Annotated in this window: 21 protein-coding genes; 16 read left to right on the plus strand and 5 right to left on the minus strand. The window is 60.5% G+C overall.

All coding sequences use genetic code 11. The annotated features are described in order from the left end of the window. Positions 1-67 precede the first annotated feature (67 nt). On the minus strand, positions 68-406 hold the full coding sequence (locus ACKUG4_RS23320) for an ACT-like domain-containing protein (protein ID WP_064600263.1): 339 nt from the start codon (positions 404-406) through the stop codon (positions 68-70). Between the two features lie 126 nt (positions 407-532). On the opposite strand from ACKUG4_RS23320, the gene ACKUG4_RS23325 reads away from it, so the two are divergent. Further along, positions 533-1,003, plus strand: a complete 471-nt coding sequence (locus tag ACKUG4_RS23325; RefSeq protein ID WP_007951785.1) for an Lrp/AsnC family transcriptional regulator — start codon at positions 533-535, stop codon at positions 1,001-1,003. A 39-nt stretch (positions 1,004-1,042) separates the two neighbouring features. Here the strand turns inward: ACKUG4_RS23325 and ACKUG4_RS23330 are convergent, their stop codons facing one another. After that, on the minus strand, positions 1,043-2,413 hold the full coding sequence (locus tag ACKUG4_RS23330) for a CYTH domain-containing protein (RefSeq protein WP_085746738.1): 1,371 nt from the start codon (positions 2,411-2,413) through the stop codon (positions 1,043-1,045). 156 nt (positions 2,414-2,569) lie between these two features. Between ACKUG4_RS23330 and argE the strand changes: the two genes are divergently transcribed. Continuing rightward, a complete protein-coding gene (gene argE, locus ACKUG4_RS23335) occupies positions 2,570-3,718 on the plus strand; it encodes an acetylornithine deacetylase (protein WP_445434919.1) in 1,149 nt (382 codons plus the stop codon). A gap of 135 nt (positions 3,719-3,853) precedes the next feature. Beyond that, positions 3,854-5,152 (plus strand): amino-acid N-acetyltransferase, encoded by a 1,299-nt coding sequence (gene argA / locus ACKUG4_RS23340; RefSeq protein ID WP_007951778.1) that lies wholly within the window; start codon positions 3,854-3,856, stop codon positions 5,150-5,152. Between the two features lie 82 nt (positions 5,153-5,234). Here the strand turns inward: argA and tauA are convergent, their stop codons facing one another. Further along, positions 5,235-6,224, minus strand: a complete 990-nt coding sequence (gene tauA / locus ACKUG4_RS23345; RefSeq protein ID WP_445434920.1) for a taurine ABC transporter substrate-binding protein — start codon at positions 6,222-6,224, stop codon at positions 5,235-5,237. Between the two features lie 365 nt (positions 6,225-6,589). On the opposite strand from tauA, the gene ACKUG4_RS23350 reads away from it, so the two are divergent. The 8 genes from ACKUG4_RS23350 (at position 6,590) to ACKUG4_RS23385 (ending at position 13,786) form a co-directional block, all read left to right on the plus strand. Then, positions 6,590-7,933: an OprD family porin gene (locus ACKUG4_RS23350; protein WP_064600252.1), complete on the plus strand. Its 1,344-nt coding sequence runs from the start codon at positions 6,590-6,592 to the stop codon at positions 7,931-7,933. 293 nt (positions 7,934-8,226) lie between these two features. After that, a complete protein-coding gene (locus tag ACKUG4_RS23355; RefSeq protein ID WP_011336455.1) occupies positions 8,227-8,865 on the plus strand; it encodes a peroxiredoxin in 639 nt (212 codons plus the stop codon). A gap of 245 nt (positions 8,866-9,110) precedes the next feature. Continuing rightward, positions 9,111-9,704, plus strand: a complete 594-nt coding sequence (gene ssuE / locus ACKUG4_RS23360; RefSeq protein WP_011336454.1) for an NADPH-dependent FMN reductase — start codon at positions 9,111-9,113, stop codon at positions 9,702-9,704. A gap of 89 nt (positions 9,705-9,793) precedes the next feature. Then, positions 9,794-10,774, plus strand: coding sequence for a sulfonate ABC transporter substrate-binding protein (locus tag ACKUG4_RS23365; protein ID WP_064600245.1), 981 nt, complete (start codon positions 9,794-9,796; stop codon positions 10,772-10,774). Between the two features lie 25 nt (positions 10,775-10,799). Continuing rightward, positions 10,800-11,948, plus strand: coding sequence for an FMNH2-dependent alkanesulfonate monooxygenase (ssuD, locus tag ACKUG4_RS23370; protein ID WP_011336452.1), 1,149 nt, complete (start codon positions 10,800-10,802; stop codon positions 11,946-11,948). 9 nt (positions 11,949-11,957) lie between these two features. Continuing rightward, entirely contained in the window at positions 11,958-12,740 is a 783-nt protein-coding gene (gene ssuC / locus ACKUG4_RS23375) for an aliphatic sulfonate ABC transporter permease SsuC (RefSeq protein ID WP_011336451.1), read from the plus strand. Further along, a complete protein-coding gene (gene ssuB, locus ACKUG4_RS23380) occupies positions 12,737-13,543 on the plus strand; it encodes an aliphatic sulfonates ABC transporter ATP-binding protein (RefSeq protein ID WP_445434921.1) in 807 nt (268 codons plus the stop codon). Before ssuC ends, ssuB begins: the two co-directional genes overlap by 4 nt. A gap of 27 nt (positions 13,544-13,570) precedes the next feature. Further along, positions 13,571-13,786, plus strand: coding sequence for a TOBE domain-containing protein (locus ACKUG4_RS23385; RefSeq protein WP_007953520.1), 216 nt, complete (start codon positions 13,571-13,573; stop codon positions 13,784-13,786). Positions 13,787-13,966: 180 nt separating this feature from the next. Here the strand turns inward: ACKUG4_RS23385 and ACKUG4_RS23390 are convergent, their stop codons facing one another. After that, positions 13,967-14,599 (minus strand): TetR/AcrR family transcriptional regulator, encoded by a 633-nt coding sequence (locus tag ACKUG4_RS23390; protein WP_039765384.1) that lies wholly within the window; start codon positions 14,597-14,599, stop codon positions 13,967-13,969. A 231-nt stretch (positions 14,600-14,830) separates the two neighbouring features. After that, entirely contained in the window at positions 14,831-16,207 is a 1,377-nt protein-coding gene (locus ACKUG4_RS23395) for a glutamine synthetase family protein (RefSeq protein WP_039765386.1), read from the minus strand. Between the two features lie 729 nt (positions 16,208-16,936). On the opposite strand from ACKUG4_RS23395, the gene ACKUG4_RS23400 reads away from it, so the two are divergent. The 5 genes from ACKUG4_RS23400 to ACKUG4_RS23420 all read left to right on the plus strand — a co-directional run bounded on the left by ACKUG4_RS23400 (position 16,937) and on the right by ACKUG4_RS23420 (position 23,502). Next, positions 16,937-18,295: a glutamine synthetase family protein gene (locus ACKUG4_RS23400; protein WP_007953514.1), complete on the plus strand. Its 1,359-nt coding sequence runs from the start codon at positions 16,937-16,939 to the stop codon at positions 18,293-18,295. Between the two features lie 56 nt (positions 18,296-18,351). Next, positions 18,352-19,716: an aspartate aminotransferase family protein gene (locus tag ACKUG4_RS23405; protein ID WP_445434922.1), complete on the plus strand. Its 1,365-nt coding sequence runs from the start codon at positions 18,352-18,354 to the stop codon at positions 19,714-19,716. Positions 19,717-19,888: 172 nt separating this feature from the next. Continuing rightward, a complete protein-coding gene (locus tag ACKUG4_RS23410; protein WP_011336446.1) occupies positions 19,889-21,001 on the plus strand; it encodes a polyamine ABC transporter substrate-binding protein in 1,113 nt (370 codons plus the stop codon). 187 nt (positions 21,002-21,188) lie between these two features. Further along, positions 21,189-22,286, plus strand: coding sequence for a polyamine ABC transporter substrate-binding protein (locus tag ACKUG4_RS23415; RefSeq protein ID WP_064600232.1), 1,098 nt, complete (start codon positions 21,189-21,191; stop codon positions 22,284-22,286). Positions 22,287-22,359: 73 nt separating this feature from the next. Beyond that, complete coding sequence (locus tag ACKUG4_RS23420) at positions 22,360-23,502, plus strand: ABC transporter ATP-binding protein (protein WP_007953506.1); 1,143 nt, start codon at positions 22,360-22,362, stop codon at positions 23,500-23,502. Positions 23,503-23,533: the final 31 nt, after the last annotated feature.

Consider the following 23,533-nt stretch of genomic DNA (forward strand, 5'->3'; position numbering starts at 1 on the left):
GCGCAAAGGATAGTCGTGGCCCCGCCGACCGTTGGGCCACTACCCGACGAAGACGTTTCGGTTCTTGTCAGCCGGCCGCCTGCGCCGGTGCATCCCATGCCGCGTCGGGATTTTGCAGGTTCACCGAGCAGACGCTGATCAGGTTACGAAGTTTTTCCGCGATCACCTGGGCGCGGTGCCAGCTCAGGCCACCCATGACGATGTCGATCGACAGCAAGTCGTCCAGCCGCTGGACATTGACCTGTTCCGGGGTGAGGCACTGCAAGGCGAACAGGTTCAGCACCCGCACCAGCAAATCCGGCTCGGCCTCGGCCAGGATCTGATATTGCGCAAGGCAATGGGCGTTGCTGGCGTTCCACACATCGGCACGGGGCGCAGGGGTGTTGACGGCTTCGAGGTGTGGCATGGCAGGTCTCCGGAATCAGTGGGGGAATTTTTATATCCGATGCCGGGCATTTCTTGTCTAAGATGAGCTGATCAGGCGGTTGATTGGGGGAATCAATTCGCTATTGGCTTCTTTTGAGGATTATTTATGCACAGCGAGTTGGACAGCTACGACCGGCGCATTCTCGCCCTGCTGCAAGAGGACGCTTCCTTGTCCAGCGCACAGATCGCCGAACAGGTGGGTCTGTCGCAGTCGCCGTGCTGGCGGCGGATTCAGCGGATGAAGGAGGAGGGGATCATTCGTGGCCAGGTGACCTTGCTCGATCGCAAGAAAATCGGCCTGAACACGCAGATTTTCGCCGAGATCAAACTCAACGCCCACGGCCGTTCGAACTTCACCGAATTCACCGAGGCGATTCGCGGCTTTCCCGAAGTGCTGGAGTGTTACGTGCTGATGGGGGCGGTGGATTTTCTGTTGCGGATCGTCGCGGCAGACATCGAGGCGTATGAGCGGTTCTTCTTCGAGAAGCTGTCGCTGGTGCCGGGGATTCAGGAAGTGAACTCGATTGTGGCGTTGTCGGAGATCAAGTCCACGACGAGTTTGCCGGTACTGCGTTGATGATCGTTCCCACGGGTGGGAACGATCATCATCCGGGGGTTACATACGCAACAGCATTTTCCAGGCGCGGTTCTGATACACCGCAATCGCCTGATGCTTGCGTGCATCGAGCAGTTCGTCGGTGATGGTCGGCTCGTTGGCCAGTTGCGCCAGTTTGTTCAGCTCGCCGTACAGGCGATCCATTTCCGGGATATCCAGCACGTTGCGCGCGTGGTGCAGCCAGACCTGGATGCGCTCGATGCGCGGCAATTGCTCGGCCAGATCTTCCGGTTGCTGCTGATAACGCTGCAATTGCAGCGAAGTGGCTTCTTCGCCCAGCAGGCGCGGCAGCCAGCTTTGCAACTGCGCGGCACCCTGGCGATTGCCACGGGTGTTACGGTCCGCCGTCCAGGTACGGGCCAGCAACCAGCGCGAAGCGTTCAGCGAAAACAGGCCCCAGCGCGGATCTTCCAGTTCTTCGAGGAACTGCTCCGGCGCGGCTTTGCGCACGTCTTCGTCTTCGATGCCGACCTGTACCAGCGGGCGCCAGTCTTCCAGCAGGGCATCGAGGGCAACGCGCAGGTCGTGGGTCGACGGACGCGGTGCGGCCTGGCCGAGGCTGCTGAGCAGGGCGCGCATTTCCGCAAGGTTCTCGACCCAGTCCTGCAACAGGCGCCAATGGCCGTTGAAACGATACTGTTCGGCCAGACGCTGGCTGCTGCCGAGCAAGTGCCAGGCCAGGGCGGCGAAGGCGTCGTCCAGCGGGGTTTCGGCGGTAATGGCCGGCGCCGGCAGGCTCAGCGAGTAGCTGTTGGCGTCGTACAGGCGATAGCCGCGCTCGGCCTTGCTGATGTCGCACGGCATCAGGGCCAGGGTTTCGGCCAGTTCGGCGGCCAGTTCCAGCAGCGCGGCAGGCTCGCCTTCGCGCAGCTCCAGTTCCAGCTCGCAGATTTCTTCTTTCTGTTTGCCGACTACCACGTGGCCCAGGTCCAGCGCGGCTTCGATGACCACTTTGGTCTTGCCACGGCCCCAGGCGATTTCGGCACGCTCGCGGACGAAATCGGTGGTGAAGATCGGCTTCAGGGTTTTCTTGTCCAGCTCGGCGAGGGACTCGGGCCAGCATTCGCCGTCGAGTTTCTTCACGTCGAGCTTGGCTTTGGGCAGGTTCCAGTCGTACTCGTTACGCTCGGACAGGCCGGCGACGCTCTGGCCACGGGTCTTGAGGGTCTGAATGACTTCTTCGCCGTCCTTGCGCAGACGCAGGGCAACCTTGGCCCGGGCCAGGTCACGCTCAGGCGTGTCGAAATACTGATTCATCAACTCACGGCGTTCCCAGCCACTTTTGTTGCGTTTTTTCAGGAGAGGGTGCTCGCGCAGGGCGGCGAGGGTTTCGCGGCTGACGCGGAGTTTGATTTCGGTTTCTTTCTGCATGGCCGGAAAATCCAGGATCGGGAGCGCAGCCGGGGGAATGTGTGGCTGCCAAGGCCGTGCAGTGTACAGGACTGAACCTTCCTACGCTTTGCGGCGGTTTATTCTCGGCGCCGGATGGTTCTATGATGAACCTCAATCCGGGAGTTGGAGTCAGCGATGCCTTTGCCGTCCATGCAAGACCAGTTCGCTGCACTGATCGCCGCGCCGTCGGTCAGTTGCACCCAGCCGGGCCTCGACCAGTCGAACCGGGCGGTGATCGATCTGCTCGCGGGTTGGCTTGGCGACCTGGGTTTCAGTTGCGACATCCAGCAGGTCAACCCCGGCAAATTCAATCTGCTCGCCAGTTTCGGCAGCGGCCCCGGCGGGCTGGTGCTGGCCGGACACAGCGACACGGTGCCGTACGACGATGCGCTGTGGACAACCGACCCGCTGAAACTCACCGAAGTCGACGGCCGCTGGGTCGGCCTCGGCAGTTGCGATATGAAGGGCTTCTTCGCCCTGATCATCGAAGCCGTGCAACCGCTGCTCGACCAGCCGTTCAAACAACCGCTGCTGATCCTCGCCACCTGCGATGAAGAAAGCTCGATGTCCGGTGCCCGGGCGCTGGCCGAAGCGGGGCGACCGCTGGGCCGGGCGGCGGTGATCGGCGAGCCGACCGGGCTCAAGCCGATCCGCATGCACAAAGGCATCATGATGGAGCGCATCGATATCCTCGGGCAGAGCGGCCATTCGTCGGATCCGCGCCTGGGGCACAGCGCCCTCGAAGCGATGCACGACGCCATCGGCGAACTGCGCGGCCTGCGCCTGTTGTGGCAGCGCGAATTCAACAACCCGCAGTTCAGTGTGCCGCAGCCGACCATGAATTTCGGCTGCATACACGGCGGCGACAACCCGAACCGCATCTGCGGCCAGTGTTCGCTGGAATTCGATCTGCGGCCGTTGCCGGGGATGGACCCGAACGTCTTGCGCAGCGAGATCCTGCGCAAACTCAACCCGGTCGCCGAGCGGCATAAAGTGAAGATCGATTACGCGCCGCTGTTTCCCGAAGTGCCGCCGTTCGAACAGGCCGAAGACGCGGAGTTAGTGCGAATTGCCGAAAAACTCACCGGCCACAAGGCCGAAGCGGTAGCGTTCGGCACCGAAGCGCCTTATCTTCAGCGCCTTGGCTGCGAAACCATCGTACTCGGCCCCGGCGACATCGCCTGTGCGCACCAACCGGGCGAGTACCTCGAAATGTCACGTTTGCAGCCTACCGTGCATCTATTGCGGCAGTTGATCGAACATTACTGTCTCAAAGCTGTATAAATTGCCCACACACCCACCCGTATTCATGAGGAGAGCGCGCGTGTCGCCAAGCCTGTTCCGACGATAACCATCAGCCCGCTGTGCGTTTTCCGTTCTGCCCTTTTTCCGGCTGCTATTTATTACAGGCCCAGGTTCATGCCCGAATACGTCAATTGGCTTCGCCACGCGTCTCCTTATATCAATGCTCACCGCGATTGCACCTTCGTCGTCATGCTTCCGGGGGACGGCGTGGAGCATCCGAATTTCGGCAACATCGTCCATGACATCGTATTGCTGCACAGCCTCGGCGTGCGGCTGGTGCTGGTTCACGGTTCCCGTCCACAGATCGAAACTCGCCTCGCCGCACGCGGCCTGACCCCGCATTACCACCACGGCATGCGCATCACCGATGCCGCGACCCTGGAATGCGTGATCGACGCGGTCGGCCAGTTGCGCATCGCCATTGAAGCGCGGCTGTCGATGGACATGGCCTCTTCGCCGATGCAGGGCTCGCGCCTGCGGGTGGCCAGCGGCAACCTCGTGACGGCGCGGCCGATCGGCGTGCTGGAAGGCGTCGACTATCACCACACCGGCGAAGTGCGCCGGGTCGACCGCAAAGGCATCAACCGCCTGCTCGACGAGCGCTCCATCGTATTGCTGTCGCCGCTGGGGTATTCGCCGACCGGTGAAATCTTCAACCTGGCCTGCGAAGACGTGGCGACCCGCGCCGCCATCGATCTGGGCGCCGACAAGCTGCTGCTGTTCGGTGCCGACCTCGGTCTGATCGACGAAAACGGCAAACTGGTGCGCGAGCTGCGCCCGCAACAGGTGCCGGCGCATTTGCAGCGTCTGGGCAGCAACTATCAGGCGGAATTGCTCGATGCCGCTGCCGAAGCCTGTCGTGGCGGCGTGGCGCGCAGTCATATCGTCAGTTATGCCGAGGACGGCGCGCTGCTGACCGAACTGTTCACCCGTGACGGTGGCGGTACGCTGGTGGCCCAGGAGCAATTCGAACTGGTGCGCGAGGCGGCGATTGAAGACGTCGGCGGCTTGCTCGACCTGATCAGCCCGCTGGAAGAGCAGGGCATTCTGGTGCGTCGCTCGCGCGAAGTGCTGGAGCGCGAGATCGAGCAGTTCAGCGTGGTTGAGCGTGAAGGGATGATCATCGCCTGTGCGGCGCTGTATCAGATTGCCGATTCGGATGCCGGCGAGCTGGCGTGTCTGGCGGTGAATCCCGAGTATCGCCATGGCGGTCGCGGCGACGAATTGCTCGAGCGCATCGAGACCCGTGCCCGGGCGCAAGGCCTGAAAACCCTGTTCGTTCTCACCACCCGCACCGCCCACTGGTTCCGCGAGCGTGGCTTCGAACCGAGCAGCGTCGAGCGTCTGCCGGCGGCGCGGGCTTCTCTCTATAACTACCAGCGCAATTCGAAAATCTTCGAAAAGTCTCTGTGATGTGACGCCCTCATCGCGAGCAGGCTCGCTCCCACAAAGGTTCACCGAGCCTGTGTGGGAGCGAGCCTGCTCGCGATAGCGTTTATTCGGTTACAAACTTCGCACTGACGTACGGCGAGTAGTCAGGCAAAACACTTTCGACCTTGCCCTGTTCCTTCAAGAATTTCGCCGTCTCACCAATCGCCTTCGCCGTGCCGCCGTCCAGCAGCGCCGTGGTCTGTTGCGCCTTGGCGTCCGGGAAGGCTGAACCGGCGAGCAATTCCGGAACGTCGGCAGGATTGGCACCGGTCAGTTTGGCGATTTTCTGCACAGGCACCGAGTCGGCCGTCCAGCTGTCTTTATGGGCGGCGTAATCAGCGAACGAGTCCAGAGTCACCTTCGCAAACTTGGCCACGACTTCAGGATGCTTCTCCGCAAAGTCCTTGCGCGCTACCCAGACTTCGAAGGTCGGCGCGCCCCATTGGCCGACCTGCGCGGCATCGGTCAGGGTCTTGCCGGTTTTGCGGATTTCACCCAGCGCCGGCGACCAGACAAAGGCGCCGTCGATGTCGCCACGTTTCCAGGCCGCCGCGATTTCTGCGGGTTGCAGGTTCACCACTTTGACTTTCGAAGTGTCCAGGCCCCAGTGCTTGAGCGCGCCGAGCAGGCTGTAGTGGGAGGTGGAAACGAACGGGGTGGCGATGGTCTTGCCGATCAGGTCTTCGGGCTTGTTGATACCGCTGCCGTTACGCACCACCAGCGCTTCGGCGGCATTGATCTGCGCCGAGACGATAAAGGCCACGATCGGCAGATTGCGCGAAGCGGCGGCCGCCAACGGACTGGAGCCGAGGTTGCCGATCTGCACATCGCCGGAGGCGATGGCTGTCACAACTTCCGGGCCGCTGTTGAACCGGCGCCAGTCGATTTTCTCGCCGATGGCCTTCTCGTACACGCCGTCGGCCTGGGGGACTTTGCTCGGGTCGATACCGGTCTGGTAGCCCACGGTGAGGTTGGCGGCATGGGCTGAAAAAGAAATCAGCGCCGACACACAAACTGTAACAAATTGACTAGATAGTGCGCGTTTGGCCATCATGGCGTCGCCTTTTCGATAGGGTTTGACGAATCGGGGTTGCGTCAAAGCTAATCGATCTAAAAAAAGGCTAACAAATACCATTTAGTAATGAGCTTAGTCGCCGATACGCTGTATCCCGGTGAAGATGGCAAATGGCTGGCCATATAGCCGAATGGTATGAAAAAGAATGAATAAATTCTTTTTGGGTTTATCAGGAAGTCTTTACCCTGCAGGGACCAAATCACTGCGATTAGACCTTGGTCGTAGACATACAAGGTTACGATTGACTTGTCAGTCACGGTCTGGCGCTAATCGCGCATCTTAGGATCCAGGGGCATCAGACCCCGGACCAGGAACACAAGAATTAGAAACGAGAGGAGCGAAACATGAACAAGTCCACCTTGGCCCTGGCCGTGGCCGTAGGGGTTTTGGCGCAGCAGGCAGGCGCCGCCGGTTTCATCGAAGACAGCAAGGCCACTCTGGGTCTGCGTAACTTCTACATCAACACTGACAACCGCGATGGCGCTGGTGCCAACAAGAACGAAGAGTGGGGCCAAGGCTTCGATCTGCGTTTCATCTCCGGCTACACCCAAGGCACCGTAGGCTTCGGTATTGATGCCATCGGCCTGCTGGGCGTGCGTCTGGATTCGGGCGGCGGCACCAACGGCAACAGCGGCACCGCTTACGGCGGCACTGTGTTCCCGAGCGAGTCCAACGGCAAAGCAGTGGACAACTTCTCCAGCCTGGGTCTGACTGCCAAAGCCAAGATCTCCCAGACCGAACTGAAGCTGGGCACCCTGCAGCCGAAAAACCCGGTGATCGTGACCAACGACGGTCGTCTGCTGCCACAAACCTGGCAGGGCGGTCAGATCACTTCCGGCGAAATCAAGGACCTGACCCTGGTCGGTGGTCAGATCGAAGCCGTGAAAGGCCGTAACTCCAGCAACAACGAAAACCTGTCCATCGGCGGTGCAAACACCCGTGGCGCTGGCTTCCGTGACAGCAACAAGTTCATCTACGCCGGTGGCGACTACAAGATCACCAAAGACCTGACTGCCCAGTACTACTACGGCAACCTGGAAGACTTCTACAAGCAGCACTTCCTGGGTCTGGTACACAACTGGGCCATCGGCCCGGGCGTATTGAAGTCTGACTTCCGTTACTTCAACAGCTCCGACGACGGCAAGAACGGCACTGATCCGGCCTACTACAGCAGCGGCAACTACACCGGTTTCCGTTCCGGTCGTGGCGAAGTCGACAACAACCTGTACAGCGGCCTGTTCCTGTACACCGTTGAAGGTCACACCTTCGGTGGCGGTTACCAGGTTTCCAACGGCAGCTCCGACTTCCCTTGGCTGAACCAGGGCGACGGTTCGTCGAACTACACCATCACCGACATGCAGATCCAGAAGTTCGGTCGTGCCGGCGAGAAAACCTGGCAGGCACGCTACTCGTATGACTTCGCTAAAGTCGGCGTACCTGGCCTGACCGCCGGTGTGGTTTACCTGAAAGGCGATTCGATCGACACCGTTGGCACCAACGGCCGCGAAAACGCTTCGAACCGTTCCGAGTGGGAACGCGACTTCACCATCGGTTACGTCGTACCGGAAGGTCCGTTCAAGAACGTCGGCCTGATGTGGAAAAACGCTGTATGGCGCACCGACCTGCCGAACACCCGTTCGCAGGACGAAAACCGCCTGATCGTCAGCTACTCGATCCCGCTGCTGTAATAGCGCGCTCCTGCACTGATGTAAAAAAGCCCCGTCCGGCATCGCGCCGGACGGGGCTTTTGCGTTTTCGGGTCCGGCTCACCCCCGTAAGCCTTCCCCGATGTCCCCTCTTTACAGCAACTCAAGGCCTTCTCGAACCTTGAGGGTGATGTTCGTCGCGATGCTGCGAGGCGTCCAGTGAACAGATGTTTAATATTCAATAAAGATATAGATATCTAGTTATTTATTCTTTTTCAGAAGAACGAATCACGAGCTACAGTTGAGGTCTCCAACCACTCATCAGGAGCCGCACCATGAGCCTCAGACTTGGCGATATCGCCCCCGATTTCGAACAGGATTCCAGCGCCGGCAAGATTCGTTTCCACGAATGGCTGGGCGATAGCTGGGGCGTGCTGTTTTCCCACCCGGCAGACTTCACCCCGGTCTGCACCACCGAGCTGGGCTTCACCGCCAAACTCAAGGACGAGTTCACCAAACGCGGCGTGAAGGCCATTGCACTGTCGGTCGACCCGGTGGACTCGCACCACAAGTGGATCGAGGACATCAACGAAACCCAGAACACCATCGTCAACTTCCCGATCCTGGCCGATGCCGATCGCAAGGTGTCCGATCTGTACGATCTGATTCACCCGAACGCCAACGACACCCTGACCGTGCGTTCGCTGTTCGTGATCGATCCGAACAAGAAGATCCGCCTGACCATCACTTATCCGGCCAGCACCGGGCGCAACTTCCACGAGATCCTGCGGGTGATCGACTCGCTGCAGCTCACCGACAACTACAAGGTGGCCACCCCGGCCAACTGGCAGGACGGTGAAGAAGTGGTGATCGTGCCGTCGCTCAAGGACGAAGACGAAATCAAGCAGCGCTTTCCGAAAGGCTACCGCGCGGTGAAACCGTACCTGCGTCTGACCCCACAGCCGAACAAATAACCTACCTCGGATCGTTCCCACGCGGAGCGTGGGAACGATCAGTCACTAGGAACCACGATGCAGGGTTTCAGGCCGTTTTCACGGCCTGTTTTTTTGCCCGCTGGAAAGAGAAATGCATATCTCCATAAAGAATAACCAAATGAATAAATATGATTTATGGATATATAAATCAGCTGGTAAGGTCACTCACATCGAAGCGAGATCGCAACCCGCGAATCGCCTGTAACGCGCAAGGAATTTTCTGAATGCTGGTCGTCTCACTCGGTGGCAGTCCCAGTCAACGTTCCCGCTCAGGGGTGTTGCTGGAACGCTCGCAACGCTGGTTGCAGCAGCAAGGGGTGGAAGTGGTGAGTTATCAGGTGCGGGACTTCCCGGCCGAAGACCTGCTTCACGCCCGCTTCGACAGCCCGAAGGTGCTCGACTTGCTGCAACAGATTGAAAACGCCGATGGCCTGCTGATCGCTACGCCGGTGTACAAGGCGTCGTTTTCCGGTGCCCTGAAGACCGTACTGGATCTGCTGCCCGAGCGTGCGCTGAACCACAAGATTGTTTTACCGATGGCTACCGGCGGCAGCATCGCTCACATGTTGGTGGTGGATTACGCCCTCAAGCCTGTGCTGTCGGCGTTGAAGGCCCAGGAAATGCTGCAAGGGATTTTTGCCGAGGACAGCCAGATCGCCTACGGCGAAGGCAGTGCCCAGGCCCAGTTGGCTCCGGCTCTGGAGCAGCGGTTGCATGAAGCGCTGGACCAGTTTGTCAGCGCCATGGCCCGCCGGCCGAAGCCGCTGGAGCCGGGGCTGCTGAACGAACGTTTGTTGAGTGCTCGCTGGAGCATTTGAGCCACACCGAAACTTGAAGTACTCACCTTACTCAGCCGCCAACGGCCAAGCAGGTGCAGCCAAAACCCAACAGCAAAAAGGAGAGCGCTATGCGCACTGTATTTTTGCGTCGTGGTCTGGTCGCTCTGTTTGCTGCGGCTGTGTCCCTCGGCGCCATCACTCAAGCTCAAGCTGAAACGTTACGAATCGGTTACCAGAAGTACGGCACTTTGGTGCTGCTCAAAGCCAAGGGCACCCTGGAAAAACGTCTCGCCGCCCAAGGCGTCGACGTGCAATGGACTGAATTCCCCGGCGGCCCGCAACTGCTCGAAGGCCTGAACGTCGGTTCGATCGACTTCGGCGTCACTGGCGAAACCCCGCCGGTCTTTGCCCAGGCGGCCGGTGCCGATCTGCTCTACGTCGCCTACGAGCCACCAGCGCCGAACAGCGAAGCGATCCTCGTGCCGAAAGATTCGCCGATCAAATCGGTGGCGGATCTCAAGGGCAAGAAAGTCGCGCTGAACAAAGGCTCCAACGTTCACTACCTGCTGGTGCGTGCGCTGGAAGATGCTGGCCTCAAGTACACCGACATTCAAACCGTGTTCCTGCCGCCGGCGGATGCCCGCGCCGCGTTCGAGCGTGGCAGCGTCGACGCCTGGGTCATCTGGGACCCGTACCAGGCCGCCGCCGAGAAGCAACTGCAAGCGCACACCCTGCGTGACGGTAAAGGCATCGTCGACAACCACCAGTTCTACCTGGCGACCAAACCCTACGCACAGAAAAATCCCGAGGTGATCAAGACCCTCGTGGAAGAAGTGCGCGCCGTCGGTGAGTGGTCCAAGGCCAACCCGGAAGACGTGACTCAACAGGTATCGCCGCTGCTTGGCCTGCCGGCAGACATCACCCTGACCTCGGTGAAGCGCCAGGGCTACGGCGCGCTGTTCCTGACCCCGGAAGTGGTCGCCGCGCAACAGAAAATCGCCGACACCTTCTACCAGCTCAAGCTGATTCCCAAGCCGTTGAGCATCAAGGACGTGATCTGGACCCCGCCGGCCGCAGTGGCCCAAAGCTCGGTCACCCAAGCCCAGTAAATCGAATCCCCAAGGAGACCACTCCATGAGCCTCAACATCTTCTGGTTCCTGCCTACCCACGGCGACGGCCATTACCTTGGCACCGCCGAAGGCGCCCGCGCCGTCGACCACGGCTATCTGCAACAGGTCGCGCAAGCGGCGGATCGACTGGGTTTCGGCGGCGTGCTGATTCCCACCGGCCGTTCCTGCGAAGACTCGTGGCTGGTGGCGGCCTCGCTGATCCCGGTGACCCAGCGTCTGAAGTTCCTCGTCGCCCTGCGCCCCGGGATCATTTCCCCGACGGTGGCAGCGCGTCAGGCAGCAACGCTGGATCGGTTGTCCGGCGGTCGTGCGCTGTTCAACCTGGTGACCGGTGGCGATCCGGAAGAGTTGGCCGGCGACGGTCTGTTCCTCGATCACGAAGCGCGCTACCAGGCCTCGGTGGAATTCACCCGGATCTGGCGCCGCGTGCTGGAAGGCGAAACCGTGGATTACGACGGCGAGCACATCAGCGTGAAGGGCGCCAAATTGCTCTATCCGCCAATCCAGCAACCGCGTCCGCCGCTGTACTTCGGCGGTTCTTCGGAAGCCGCGCAGGATCTGGCCGCCGAACAAGTGGAAATGGTCCTGACCTGGGGCGAGCCGCCCGCCGCCGTTGCCGAGAAAATCGAGCAGGTTCGCGCCAAGGCCGCCAAGCTCGGCCGCACCGTGCGCTTCGGCATTCGTCTGCATGTGATCGTGCGGGAAACCAACGCTGAGGCCTGGCAAGCGGCGGATCGCCTGATCTCGCATCTGGACGACGACACCATCAAACGTGCCCAGGCTTCGCTGGCGCGGTTCGATTCGGTCGGCCAGCAGCGCATGGCCGCACTGCACGGTGGCAGCCGCGACAACCTCGAAGTCAGCCCGAACCTGTGGGCGGGCGTCGGTCTGGTGCGCGGCGGTGCCGGTACGGCGCTGGTTGGCGACGGCCCGACCGTGGCTGCGCGGGTGAAGGAATACGCGGATCTGGGCATCGATACCTTCATCTTCTCCGGTTATCCACACCTCGAGGAGTCGTATCGGGTGGCCGAACTGCTGTTCCCGCACCTCGACGTCGAGCGCCCGGAATTGCCGAAAAGCGCCGGTTACGTCAGCCCGTTCGGGGAGATGGTGGCCAACGACATTCTTCCCAAAGCCGCGTCCCAGAGCTGAGGCGCCGCCATGAAGAAATTTATCCACAGCCTCGCGCCCTGGGCGTTGCCGGTGTTGTTGCTGGCGGTGTGGCAGTTGTCGGTGTCGGCCGGTTGGCTGTCGACGCGGATTCTGCCGGCGCCGGTGGCGGTGATCGAAGCCGGCGTGAGCCTGGTACGCAGCGGCGAAATCTGGACGCACCTGGCAATCAGCGGCTGGCGCGCCGCGCTGGGCTTCACCATCGGTGGCAGCATCGGCCTGGTGCTGGGGTTCATCACCGGCCTGTCGAAGTGGGGTGAACGCCTGCTCGACAGCTCGGTGCAGATGATCCGCAACGTGCCGCACCTGGCGCTGATTCCGCTGGTGATCCTGTGGTTCGGCATCGACGAGTCGGCGAAGATTTTCCTGGTGGCATTGGGCACCTTGTTCCCGATCTACCTCAACACCTATCACGGCATCCGCAACGTCGACCCGGCGCTGGTGGAAATGGCGCGCAGTTATGGCCTGTCCGGTTTCAGCCTGTTCTGGCAGGTGATTCTGCCGGGCGCGCTGCCTTCGATTCTGGTCGGCGTGCGCTTCGCCCTGGGCTTCATGTGGCTGACGCTGATCGTCGCGGAAACCATCTCCGCCAGCTCCGGCATCGGTTATCTGGCGATGAACGCCCGCGAGTTCCTGCAGACCGACGTGGTGGTGCTGGCGATTTTGCTCTACGCAGTGCTCGGCAAGCTGGCCGACCTCGCGGCCCGTGGCCTTGAACGTGTTTGGTTGCGCTGGCATCCGGCGTATCAAGTGGCGAAAGGAGGTGCGGCATGACCGCTCAACAACCTCCACGCCTGCTGCGCGGGATTCCGCTGGTGGTGCGCAACCTGCAAAAGACCTTCGGCACGCGACAAGTGCTGCGGGACATCGATCTGCACATTCCGGCGGGGCAATTCGTCGCCGTGGTCGGTCGCAGCGGATGTGGCAAGAGCACATTCCTGCGTTTGCTTGCAGGCCTTGATCAACCTAGTGGCGGCGATTTGCTTGCCGGAGCTGCACCGCTCAGCGATGCGCGGGATGACACCCGGTTGATGTTCCAGGAAGCACGGCTGCTGCCGTGGAAAAAGATCATCGACAACGTCGGTCTCGGCCTCAAGGGCGACTGGCGCCCGCAAGCCTTGCAGGCGCTGGATGCAGTCGGCCTCGCCGATCGCGCCAATGAATGGCCGGCGGCACTGTCCGGTGGGCAGAAGCAGCGCGTGGCGCTGGCCCGAGCCTTGATCCATCAGCCGCGTCTGCTGTTGCTCGACGAGCCGCTGGGCGCACTGGATGCGCTGACCCGGATCGAGATGCAGCAATTGATCGAACGTCTCTGGCAACAGCATGGTTTCACCGTGTTGCTGGTGACCCACGACGTCAGCGAAGCGGTGGCGATTGCCGACCGGGTGATTCTGATCGAGGACGGCGAAGTCGGTCTCGACCTGCAAGTGGAGCTGCCGCGTCCTCGGGTGCGTGGCTCCCATCGCCTGGCCGCGCTGGAAACCGAAGTGCTCAACCGTGTGTTGTCCCTGCCCGGCGAGCCGCCGGCGCCGGAACCCGTTTCACCCTTGCCTACGCAACTGCGTTGGGCTCAATAACTCAAGCAAACGACAGGAATCAATGCCATGACTATCAAAGCCATCAACGTACGCAACCAGTTCAAAGGCGCGATCAAGGAGATCGTTCTCGGCGACGTGCTGTCGGAAATCGACGTGCAGACCGCTTCCGGCATCGTCACGTCGGTGATCACCACCCGTTCGGTCAAGGAGCTGGAACTGGAGGTCGGCAGCGAAGTGATCGCCTTCGTGAAATCCACCGAGGTGTCCATCGCCAAGTTGTAAGGGCGTGGAACAAAAACAACCCCGAAGGGTGTGAGCCCTTCGGGGTTTTTTGTTGGCTTGAGATTGACCGTGCTGATCGTTCCCATGCTCTGCGTGGGAATGCCTCTGGGGACGCTCCGCGTCCAGTGACGCGGAGCGTCACGGGCTGCATTCCCACGCAGAGCGTGGGAACGATCATCGCTAGAGAATCCGTTTGGGCAGATAGGGCGGCAGATACAGCCCGATATAGGCATCGAAAACCCGCATGCCTTCCTCGGCCATGCGCGGGGTGATCTGCCCGTGCTGCTGCACCGAGCGGGCGTAGACGCGGTCGCCCAGTTCCATGGCCAGTGCGAACACATCGACGTCATCCGGCAGTCGCGGCAGTTCGAAGTGATGATCGAACAGCTTGTGCATCAGGTCGCCGAGTTCGAGGTCGTGCTGGCGGTCGGCCTGAGTGACTTCGGTGAGGCCGTGCTGCGCGAGGATCAGTTGGCGGGCGGCGGCATCCTCGCCATAGATCTCCAGCATCCGCTCTTCGACCAGCCGCGACAGGTCGCGCCAGTCGCGCAGGGCATCGTGATCGATTGGTGCCTGCAGGCACGCGCGGAAGGCTGCGTGCACATCCGCCGTCAGCGCTTCGAGCAGCGCCGGGACGCTGGCGAAGAAGTGGTAGACCGAGGAGGGCGGAATCTGCGCGCGCTCGGCCACGCTATAGATCGACAGGCTCGCCACGCCCTCGGCGGCCAGCAGCGTGCGCGCGGCGTCGAGTATCGAATCGATCCGCGCCTGACTGCGGGCTCGGGGTTTGCGAACGGGGGCGGGACGCGTCATGAAAGTCTCCTGCGGGGCAGCGGGCATTGTACGAGTCGGCTCTTGTGTTGTCTTGTCGGCCGCTTTCGGGAGCAAGCCCCCTCCCACGGGGTATCTCCTGTGAGATGAAATTTTCTGTTCGCAGGAGATTCACTGTGGGAGCGGGCTTGCTCGCGAACCGCCGCAGGCGGCCATAAAAAAACGCCGCTGGCTGCGATAGCCGACGGCGTTCTTTTTGGCGCTGCAATCCGCTTAAACGGTATGCAGGTACCAGTTGTACTCGAGGTCGGAGATGGAGTGTTCGAACTCCTCCAGCTCGCTCTCTTTACAGGCGACGAAGATATCGATGTATTTCGGATCGATGTACTTGGCCATCACCTCGCTGTCGTCCAGCTCGCGCAGGGCATCGCGCAAGTTGTTCGGCAGGCTCTGCTCGTTCTGCTCGTAGCTGTTGCCTTCGGTGGGAGGCGGCGGCTCGATCTTGTTGGTCAGGCCGTGATGTACGCCCGCCAGCACCGAAGCCATCAGCAGGTACGGGTTGGCGTCGGCGCCGGCCACGCGGTGTTCCAGACGGACCGCGTCGGCGGAGCCGGTCGGTACGCGCAGGGCCACGGTGCGGTTGTCCAGGCCCCAGCTCGGCGAGTTCGGCACGTAGAACTGTGCGCCGAAACGACGGTAGGAGTTGACGTTCGGGCAGAGGAAAGCCATCTGCGCGGGCAGGGTCTCGAGCACACCGCCGATCGCGTGACGCAGCGCGGCGTTCTGCTCGGGATCCTCGCTGGCAAAAATGTTTTTGCCTTCTTTGTCGAGAACCGAAATGTGGACGTGCAGACCGTTGCCTGCCTGGCCCGGATACGGCTTGGCCATGAAGGTGGTGTCCATTTCATGGTCGTAGGCGATGTTCTTGATCAGACGCTTGAGCAGGACCGCGTAGTCGCATGCCTTGATCGGGTCGGCGACGTGGTGCAGGTTCACTTCGAACTGCGCCGGGGCACTTTCCTTGACGATGGCGTCGGCCGGGATGCCTTGCTCTTTGGCGCCTTCCAGAATGTCCTGGAGGCAGTCGACGTATTCGTCGAGGTCGTCGATCAGGTAGACCTGGGTCGAATGCGGGCGTTTGCCGGAGATCGGCGAGCGTGGCGGCTGAGGGCGGCCGTTCACGTTTTCCTGGTCGATCAGGTAGAACTCGAGTTCGAACGCGGCGCAGATGGTCAGGCCGAGCTCGTCAAACTTTGCGACAACTTGACGGAGCACTTCGCGCGGGTCGGCGAAGAAAGGGTCACCTTCGAGTTCGTGCATGGTCATCAACAGTTGCGCGGTCGGGCGCTTCTGCCATGGCTCGTTGCACAGGGTATCTGGGATTGGATAGCAGATACGGTCGGCGTCGCCGATGTCCAGGCCCAGGCCGGTGCTTTCCACCGTGGAGCCATTGATATCCAGAGCAAATAGAGAGGCCGGCAGGTTGATGCCTTTCTCGTAAACCTTGTGGAGGCTGGTGCGTTCGATGCGCTTGCCGCGCACCACACCATTCATATCCGCAATCAGAAGGTCAACGTACAGAACCTCAGGATGTTCCTTAAGGAACGCGTTCGCTTCGTTAAGCTGAACGGCACGCGGGGGTACCGACATGATGCAACACCTTTGTTGTTAAAAATATCAATCATTGATCTTTTCTGGTTTCAGTCAACCCGAACGGCCTGCCGAAGTCAAGCGAGGCCTTTTGTGCCCTGAAAAAGCGCCGCGAGGGCGTTTATGGGGCACTTTGGGGCATTTTTTTATCCGTGAAGGACGCGCCACCCGCAGGCTTGAGCAGGCCGTGTTGTATTTTTTACGGGGGTGTTGTGTAAAAAAATGAACAAGGCTAAGCTCCGATCAAACCCATAACAGCAATAATACCGGGGTGCTTCATGTCTCGCCTGCCGTTAATCGGCGTCACCGACTGCTCTTTGCAGTCCGGTCTGCATGCTTATCACATCAGTGGCGACACGTCCGTCCGCAGCGCGGCCAGCAAGGCCTGCAACGTGTCAGCGATCTCCCAGCCCGTGGCAGATCGAGCGGCAGCGTCCGATATTCTGGACGTGTGCGAGGGCATCCTCTTTAGCGGTTCTCCTTTCAATATAGATCTCTTTCCCTCTCCCGGCCTGCACCGCGTCCGTCGTCGTGCCCGTGATTCTGCACGCCCGGGATGTGCACAGGAAATGCAACGCCAGCGTAAAGGGCAGGTAAGCTCCTCCTTCATTGTCTATGCGCGGTGCCGGGCGTAAGCCGGCACTGCGCGCAAGCAAGGCCCTTTAACGCGACGCCTGGTGCGTCAAACATTGCCTGACATCTGTCAGGAGACTCAGCCCAGAGGCATTTATGAGTAACAACCTCGACCAGCTCACCGATTGGTTGAAAGACCACAAGATCACAGAAGTCGAATGCATGATCGGCGACTTGACCGGCATTACCCGGGGCAAGATCTCGCCGACCAACAAGTTCATCGCCGAAAAAGGCATGCGCCTGCCAGAGAGCGTTCTGTTGCAGACCGTGACCGGCGACTACGTCGAAGACGACATCTATTACGAACTGCTCGATCCGGCCGACATCGACATGATCTGCCGCCCCGACCAGAACGCCGTGTACCTGGTGCCGTGGGCCATCGAGCCGACCGCCCAGGTGATCCACGACACCTACGACAAGCAAGGCAACCCGATCGAGCTGTCGCCGCGCAACGTGCTCAAGAAAGTCCTGAAACTCTATGCCGACAAGGGCTGGCAGCCGATCGTGGCGCCGGAAATGGAGTTCTACCTGACCAAGCGCAGCGACGACCCCGACTATCCGTTGCAGCCGCCGGTCGGCCGCTCCGGGCGTCCGGAGATCGGGCGTCAGTCGTTCTCCATTGAAGCGGCGAACGAATTCGATCCGCTGTTCGAAGACGTCTACGACTGGTGCGAATTGCAGGAGCTGGACCTCGACACGCTGATCCACGAGGACGGCACCGCGCAGATGGAAATCAACTTCCGTCACGGCGATGCCCTGTCGCTGGCCGACCAGATCCTGGTGTTCAAACGCACCATGCGTGAGGCCGCGCTCAAGCACAACGTGGCCGCGACCTTCATGGCCAAGCCGATGACCGGTGAGCCGGGCAGTGCAATGCACCTGCACCAGAGCATCATCGACATCGAGACCGGCAAGAACGTGTTCTCGAATGAAGACGGGACCATGAGCCAGCTGTTCCTGCACCACATCGGTGGCCTGCAGAAACTGATCCCTGAGCTGTTGCCGCTGTTCGCCCCGAACGTCAACTCGTTCCGCCGCTTCCTGCCGGACACCTCGGCGCCGGTGAACGTGGAGTGGGGCGAAGAAAACCGCACCGTGGGCCTGCGCGTCCCGGATGCCGGCCCGCAGAACCGCCGGGTGGAAAACCGCCTGCCGGGCGCCGACGCCAACCCGTACCTGGCGATTGCCGCGAGCCTGCTCTGCGGCTACATCGGCATGGTCGAAGGCATCAACCCTAGCGCGCCAGTCGTGGGCCGTGGTTACGAGCGCCGCAACCTGCGGCTGCCGCTGACCATCGAGGATGCCCTGGAGCGCATGGAAAACAGCGCGACCATCGAGAAATACCTGGGCAAGACCTTCATCACCGGCTACGTCGCGGTCAAGCGGGCCGAGCATGAAAACTTCAAGCGCGTGATCAGTTCGTGGGAGCGGGAATACCTGCTGTTCGCCGTCTGATGCGCCCGGCGCGGCGGCCAGCCGCCGCGCCTTCACCGATAACAAGGAGAATTGGCATGACCAGCAACAACCCGCAAACCCGTGAGTGGCAAGCCCTCAGCAGCGATCACCACCTGGCCCCGTTCAGCGACTTCAAGCAGCTGAAAGAGAAAGGCCCGCGGATCATCACCAATGCCAAGGGCGTGTACCTCTGGGACAGCGAAGGCAACAAGATTCTCGACGGCATGGCCGGCCTTTGGTGCGTGGCGATCGGCTACGGTCGCGATGAACTGGCCGACGCCGCCGCCAAGCAAATGCGCGAACTGCCTTACTACAACCTGTTCTTCCAGACCGCGCACCCGCCGGCGCTGGAACTGGCCAAGGCCATCGCCGACGTGGCGCCAGAAGGCATGAACCACGTGTTCTTCACCGGCTCCGGCTCCGAAGGCAACGACACCATGCTGCGCATGGTTCGCCACTATTGGGCGATCAAGGGCCAGCCGAACAAGAAAGTCATCATCAGCCGCAAGAATGGTTATCACGGTTCCACCGTAGCCGGCGCGAGCCTGGGCGGCATGACGTATATGCACGAACAGGGCGACCTGCCGATTCCGGGCATCGTCCACATCGCTCAGCCGTACTGGTTCGCCGAAGGCGGCGACATGACCCCGGAAGAGTTCGGGATCTGGGCGGCCAATCAGCTGGAAGAGAAGATTCTGGAAGTTGGCGTGGACAACGTCGGTGCCTTTATTGCCGAGCCGATCCAGGGCGCCGGCGGCGTGATCATTCCGCCCGACACCTACTGGCCGCGCATCAAGGAAATCCTCGCCAAGTACGACATCCTGTTCGTGGCCGACGAAGTGATCTGCGGTTTCGGCCGTACCGGCCAGTGGTTCGGCAGCGATTTCTACGACCTCAAGCCACACATGATGACCATCGCCAAAGGCCTGACGTCCGGCTACATCCCGATGGGGGGCCTGATCGTGCGCGACGAAGTGGTGGCGGTGCTCAACGAGGGTGGCGATTTCAACCACGGCTTCACCTACTCCGGTCACCCGGTGGCGGCGGCGGTGGGTCTGGAAAACATCCGGATTCTGCGCGAAGAGAAAATCATCGAACGCGCCCATGAAGAAACGGCACCGTATTTGCAGAAACGTCTGCGCGAACTGAAAGATCACCCGTTGGTGGGTGAAGTGCGCGGAGTCGGTCTGCTGGGGGCCATCGAGCTGGTGCAGGACAAGGCCACTCGCAAGCGTTACGAAGGCAAGGGTGTGGGCATGATCTGCCGCCAGTTCTGCTTCGACAACGGGCTGATCATGCGTGCCGTGGGCGACACCATGATCATCGCGCCGCCGCTGGTGATCAGCAAGGCGGAGATCGACGAGCTGGTGACAAAGGCACGCAAGTGCCTGGACCTGACCCTGAGTGCGTTGCAGGGCTAAGTGCTAGGCTCTGAGCGATGGAGCTGTTGCGCTGTCGCTCGGAGCTGTCAGAAAGGCTGGTCTTTTCTTGAAAGACCGCCTCGGATCTTGCCAGACTAGCCGCGGTTCCAGTTGTCCGGGTTCGGCCGCTGAACAAAGTGGTTCAAAAAAGAAAAATTTGGAGCATTAACGCATGAAGGCATTAGGCAAAAAGCTCGCTGGCAAGACTCTGCTCGCCATGTCCCTGATGGGCGTGATGGCGGGTGCGGTCCAGGCGGACGACAAGGTGTTGCACGTTTACAACTGGTCCGACTACATCGCGCCGGACACGGTTGCCAATTTCGAGAAAGAGACGGGCATCAAGGTCGTCTATGACGTTTTCGACAGCAACGAAACCCTGGAAGCCAAGCTGCTGGCCGGCAAATCCGGTTACGACATCGTGGTGCCTTCCAACAACTTCCTGGCCAAGCAGATCAAGGCCGGTGTTTATCAGGAACTGGACAAGTCCAAGCTGACGAACTGGAAGAACCTCGACGAAGACCTGCTCAAGGCCGTTGGCGACGCCAGCGACCCGGGCAACAAACACGCGTTCCCGTACATGTGGGGTTCGATCGGCATCGGCTACAACCCGGCCAAGGTCAAGGCTGCGCTGGGCATCGACAAGATCGATTCCTGGGACATCGTGTTCAAGCCTGAAAACATCGAGAAGCTGAAAAGCTGCGGCGTGAGCTTCCTCGACGCGCCGACCGAAATGATTCCGGCGGCTTTGCACTACCTGGGCAAACCGACCAACAGCAAGGACAAGGCTGACCTGAAAGCCGCCGAAGACCTGTTCCTCAAGATTCGTCCTTCGGTGGCTTACTTCCACTCCTCGAAGTACATCTCGGACCTGGCCAACGGCAACATCTGCGTAGCGGTCGGCTATTCGGGTGACCTGGAACAATCCAAGACCCGCGCCAAGGAAGCCGGTGACAAGGTCAAACTGGCCTACACCATTCCAAAAGAAGGTGCCGGTACTTTCTACGACATGGTCGCCATTCCCAAGGATGCCGAAAACGTCGAAGCCGCCTACAAGTTCATGAACTACCTGCTCGAGCCGAAAGTGATGGCCGAAATCACCAACGCCGTGCGTTTCCCGAACGGCAACAAGGCGGCCACCGCCCTGGTGGACAAGGAAATCACCAGCGATCCGAGCATCTACCCTTCGGCTGAAGTGAAGAAGCAGCTCTATGCGATCAGCGATCTGGACGCGGCCACCCTGCGCCTGATCACTCGCAGCTGGACCAAGATCAAATCCGGTAAATAAGCCGGTTTGAAGTAGCTATCGCTGGCCGCCGCCTTCACCCGGGCGGTCAGCGGTGCAATTAAATGACAGAAAGTTTTGCTGGAACGGTTTTTCGAAGGTAAGTTGCGCGCCGGTTTTGTTGCCGGGCAACCGTGACTGTCATGCAGCACGGGGCAACTTGGGCCCAACTAAATCAGAGGACCTCCACTTGCCTATTTTTTCTTCTTTGCGCAATGCCCTGCTGGCCGCTGCCGGCCTGACGTTCGCTGTCGGTGCCCACGCCGCCGGTACTGTGCATATTTATAACTGGTCGGATTACATCGGCGAGACCACCCTGGCCGATTTCCAGAAAGAAACCGGGATCAAACCGGTCTACGACGTGTTCGACTCCAACGAAACCCTGGAAGGCAAGCTGCTGGCCGGGCGTACCGGTTACGACGTGGTTGTGCCGTCGAACCACTTCCTCGGCAAGCAGATCAAGGCGGGCGCTTTCCAGAAGCTCGACAAGGCGCAACTGCCGAACTATTCCAACCTCGATCCGGTGCTGCTCAAGCGCCTGGAACAGAACGATCCGGGCAACCTGTACGCCGTGCCGTACCTGTGGGGCACCAACGGCATCGGCTACAACGTCGATAAAGTGAAAGCCGTGCTCGGCGTCGACAAGATCGACTCCTGGAGCGTGCTGTTCGAGCCGGAGAACATCAAGAAGCTGCACAGCTGCGGCGTGGCGTTTCTCGATTCGGCCGATGAAATGATGCCGACCGTGCTCAACTACATGGGCCTGAATGCCAACAGCACCAATCCCAAGGATTACGAGAAGGCCACGGCCAAGTTGCTGGCGGTGCGTCCTTACGTGACCTACTTCCATTCCTCGAAATACATCGGTGACCTGGCCAACGGCGACATCTGCGTGGCCATCGGTTTCTCCGGCGACATCTTCCAGGCGAAGAATCGTGCCGAAGAAGCCAAGAAAGGCGTGAACATCGCCTACTCGATCCCGAAAGAGGGCGGCGCGCTGTGGTTCGACATGCTGGCGATTCCGAAGGATTCGGCCAACGTCAAAGAAGCCCACGCCTTCATCAACTATTTGCTGAAACCTGAGGTGATCGCCCAGGTCAGTGATTACGTCGGTTACGCCAACCCCAACCCGGGTTCGGACAAGCTGATGGAGCAGTCCATCCGCACCGATGAGTCGGTTTATCCACCGCAGGCGGTGCTCGACAAGACCTACGTGTCGATCGAGCTGCCACCGAACATTCAGCGTTTGATGACCCGCAGCTGGACCAAGGTCAAGTCGGGTAAATAGCGTCAACGTACCAACTATCCTGGGTTCGTCTTGCGTGGGCGGACTGCACTCTTTTTTTCTGGGAGTTTCGTAAATGGCAGTTGCCTCCGGCGCCTATAAGAAAGCCCTCGAGGGCGACCAGACACCGAAACAGGTGCTGGTCAAAATCGACCGGGTCACGAAGAAGTTCGACGAGACGGTTGCCGTGGACGATGTGTCCCTGGAAATCAAGAAGGGCGAAATCTTTGCCCTGCTCGGCGGTTCGGGATCGGGCAAATCCACTCTGCTGCGGATGCTGGCAGGGTTCGAACGGCCCACGGAGGGGCGCATTTTCCTCGACGGCGTCGACATCACCGACATGCCGCCGTACGAGCGACCGATCAACATGATGTTCCAGTCCTACGCCCTGTTCCCGCACATGACCGTGGCGCAGAACATCGCCTTCGGCCTGCAACAGGACAAGATTCCCAAGGCCGAGATCGACGCCCGCGTGGCCGAGATGCTCAAGCTGGTGCAGATGAGCCAGTACGCCAAGCGCAAGCCGCACCAGTTGTCCGGCGGCCAGCGTCAGCGTGTAGCACTGGCGCGATCGTTGGCCAAACGGCCGAAGCTGCTGCTGCTCGACGAGCCGATGGGCGCACTGGATAAAAAACTGCGTTCGCAGATGCAGCTGGAACTGGTGGAGATCATCGAGCGCGTCGGCGTGACCTGCGTGATGGTGACCCACGACCAGGAAGAGGCCATGACCATGGCCGAGCGCATCGCGATCATGCACCTGGGCTGGATCGCCCAGATCGGCAGCCCGATCGACATCTACGAAACCCCGACCAGCCGTCTGGTCTGCGAATTCATCGGTAATGTGAACATCTTCGAAGGCGAAGTCATCGACGACGCCGAAGGCCACGCGACCATTACCTGCAAGGACCTCGACCGGCAGATCTACGTCGGCCACGGCATCAGCACCTCGGTGCAGGACAAGTCCGTGACCTACGCGATCCGTCCGGAAAAACTGCTGGTCACCGCCGATCAGCCGACCTGCGAGTACAACTGGTCGAGCGGCAAGGTGCATGACATCGCCTACCTCGGCGGCCACTCGGTGTTCTACGTCGAATTGCCGAGCGGCAAGCTGGTGCAGTCGTTCGTGGCCAACGCCGAGCGCCGTGGCGCACGTCCGACCTGGGGCGATCAGGTCTACGTGTGGTGGGAAGACGACAGCGGCGTGGTACTTCGCTCATGAACATGCGCAAATTCAAACGCCGGCTCAATCG

The sequence above is a fragment of the Candidatus Pseudomonas auctus genome (assembly GCF_048654275.1).
GTDB classification, from domain to species: domain Bacteria; phylum Pseudomonadota; class Gammaproteobacteria; order Pseudomonadales; family Pseudomonadaceae; genus Aquipseudomonas; species Aquipseudomonas pharyngis.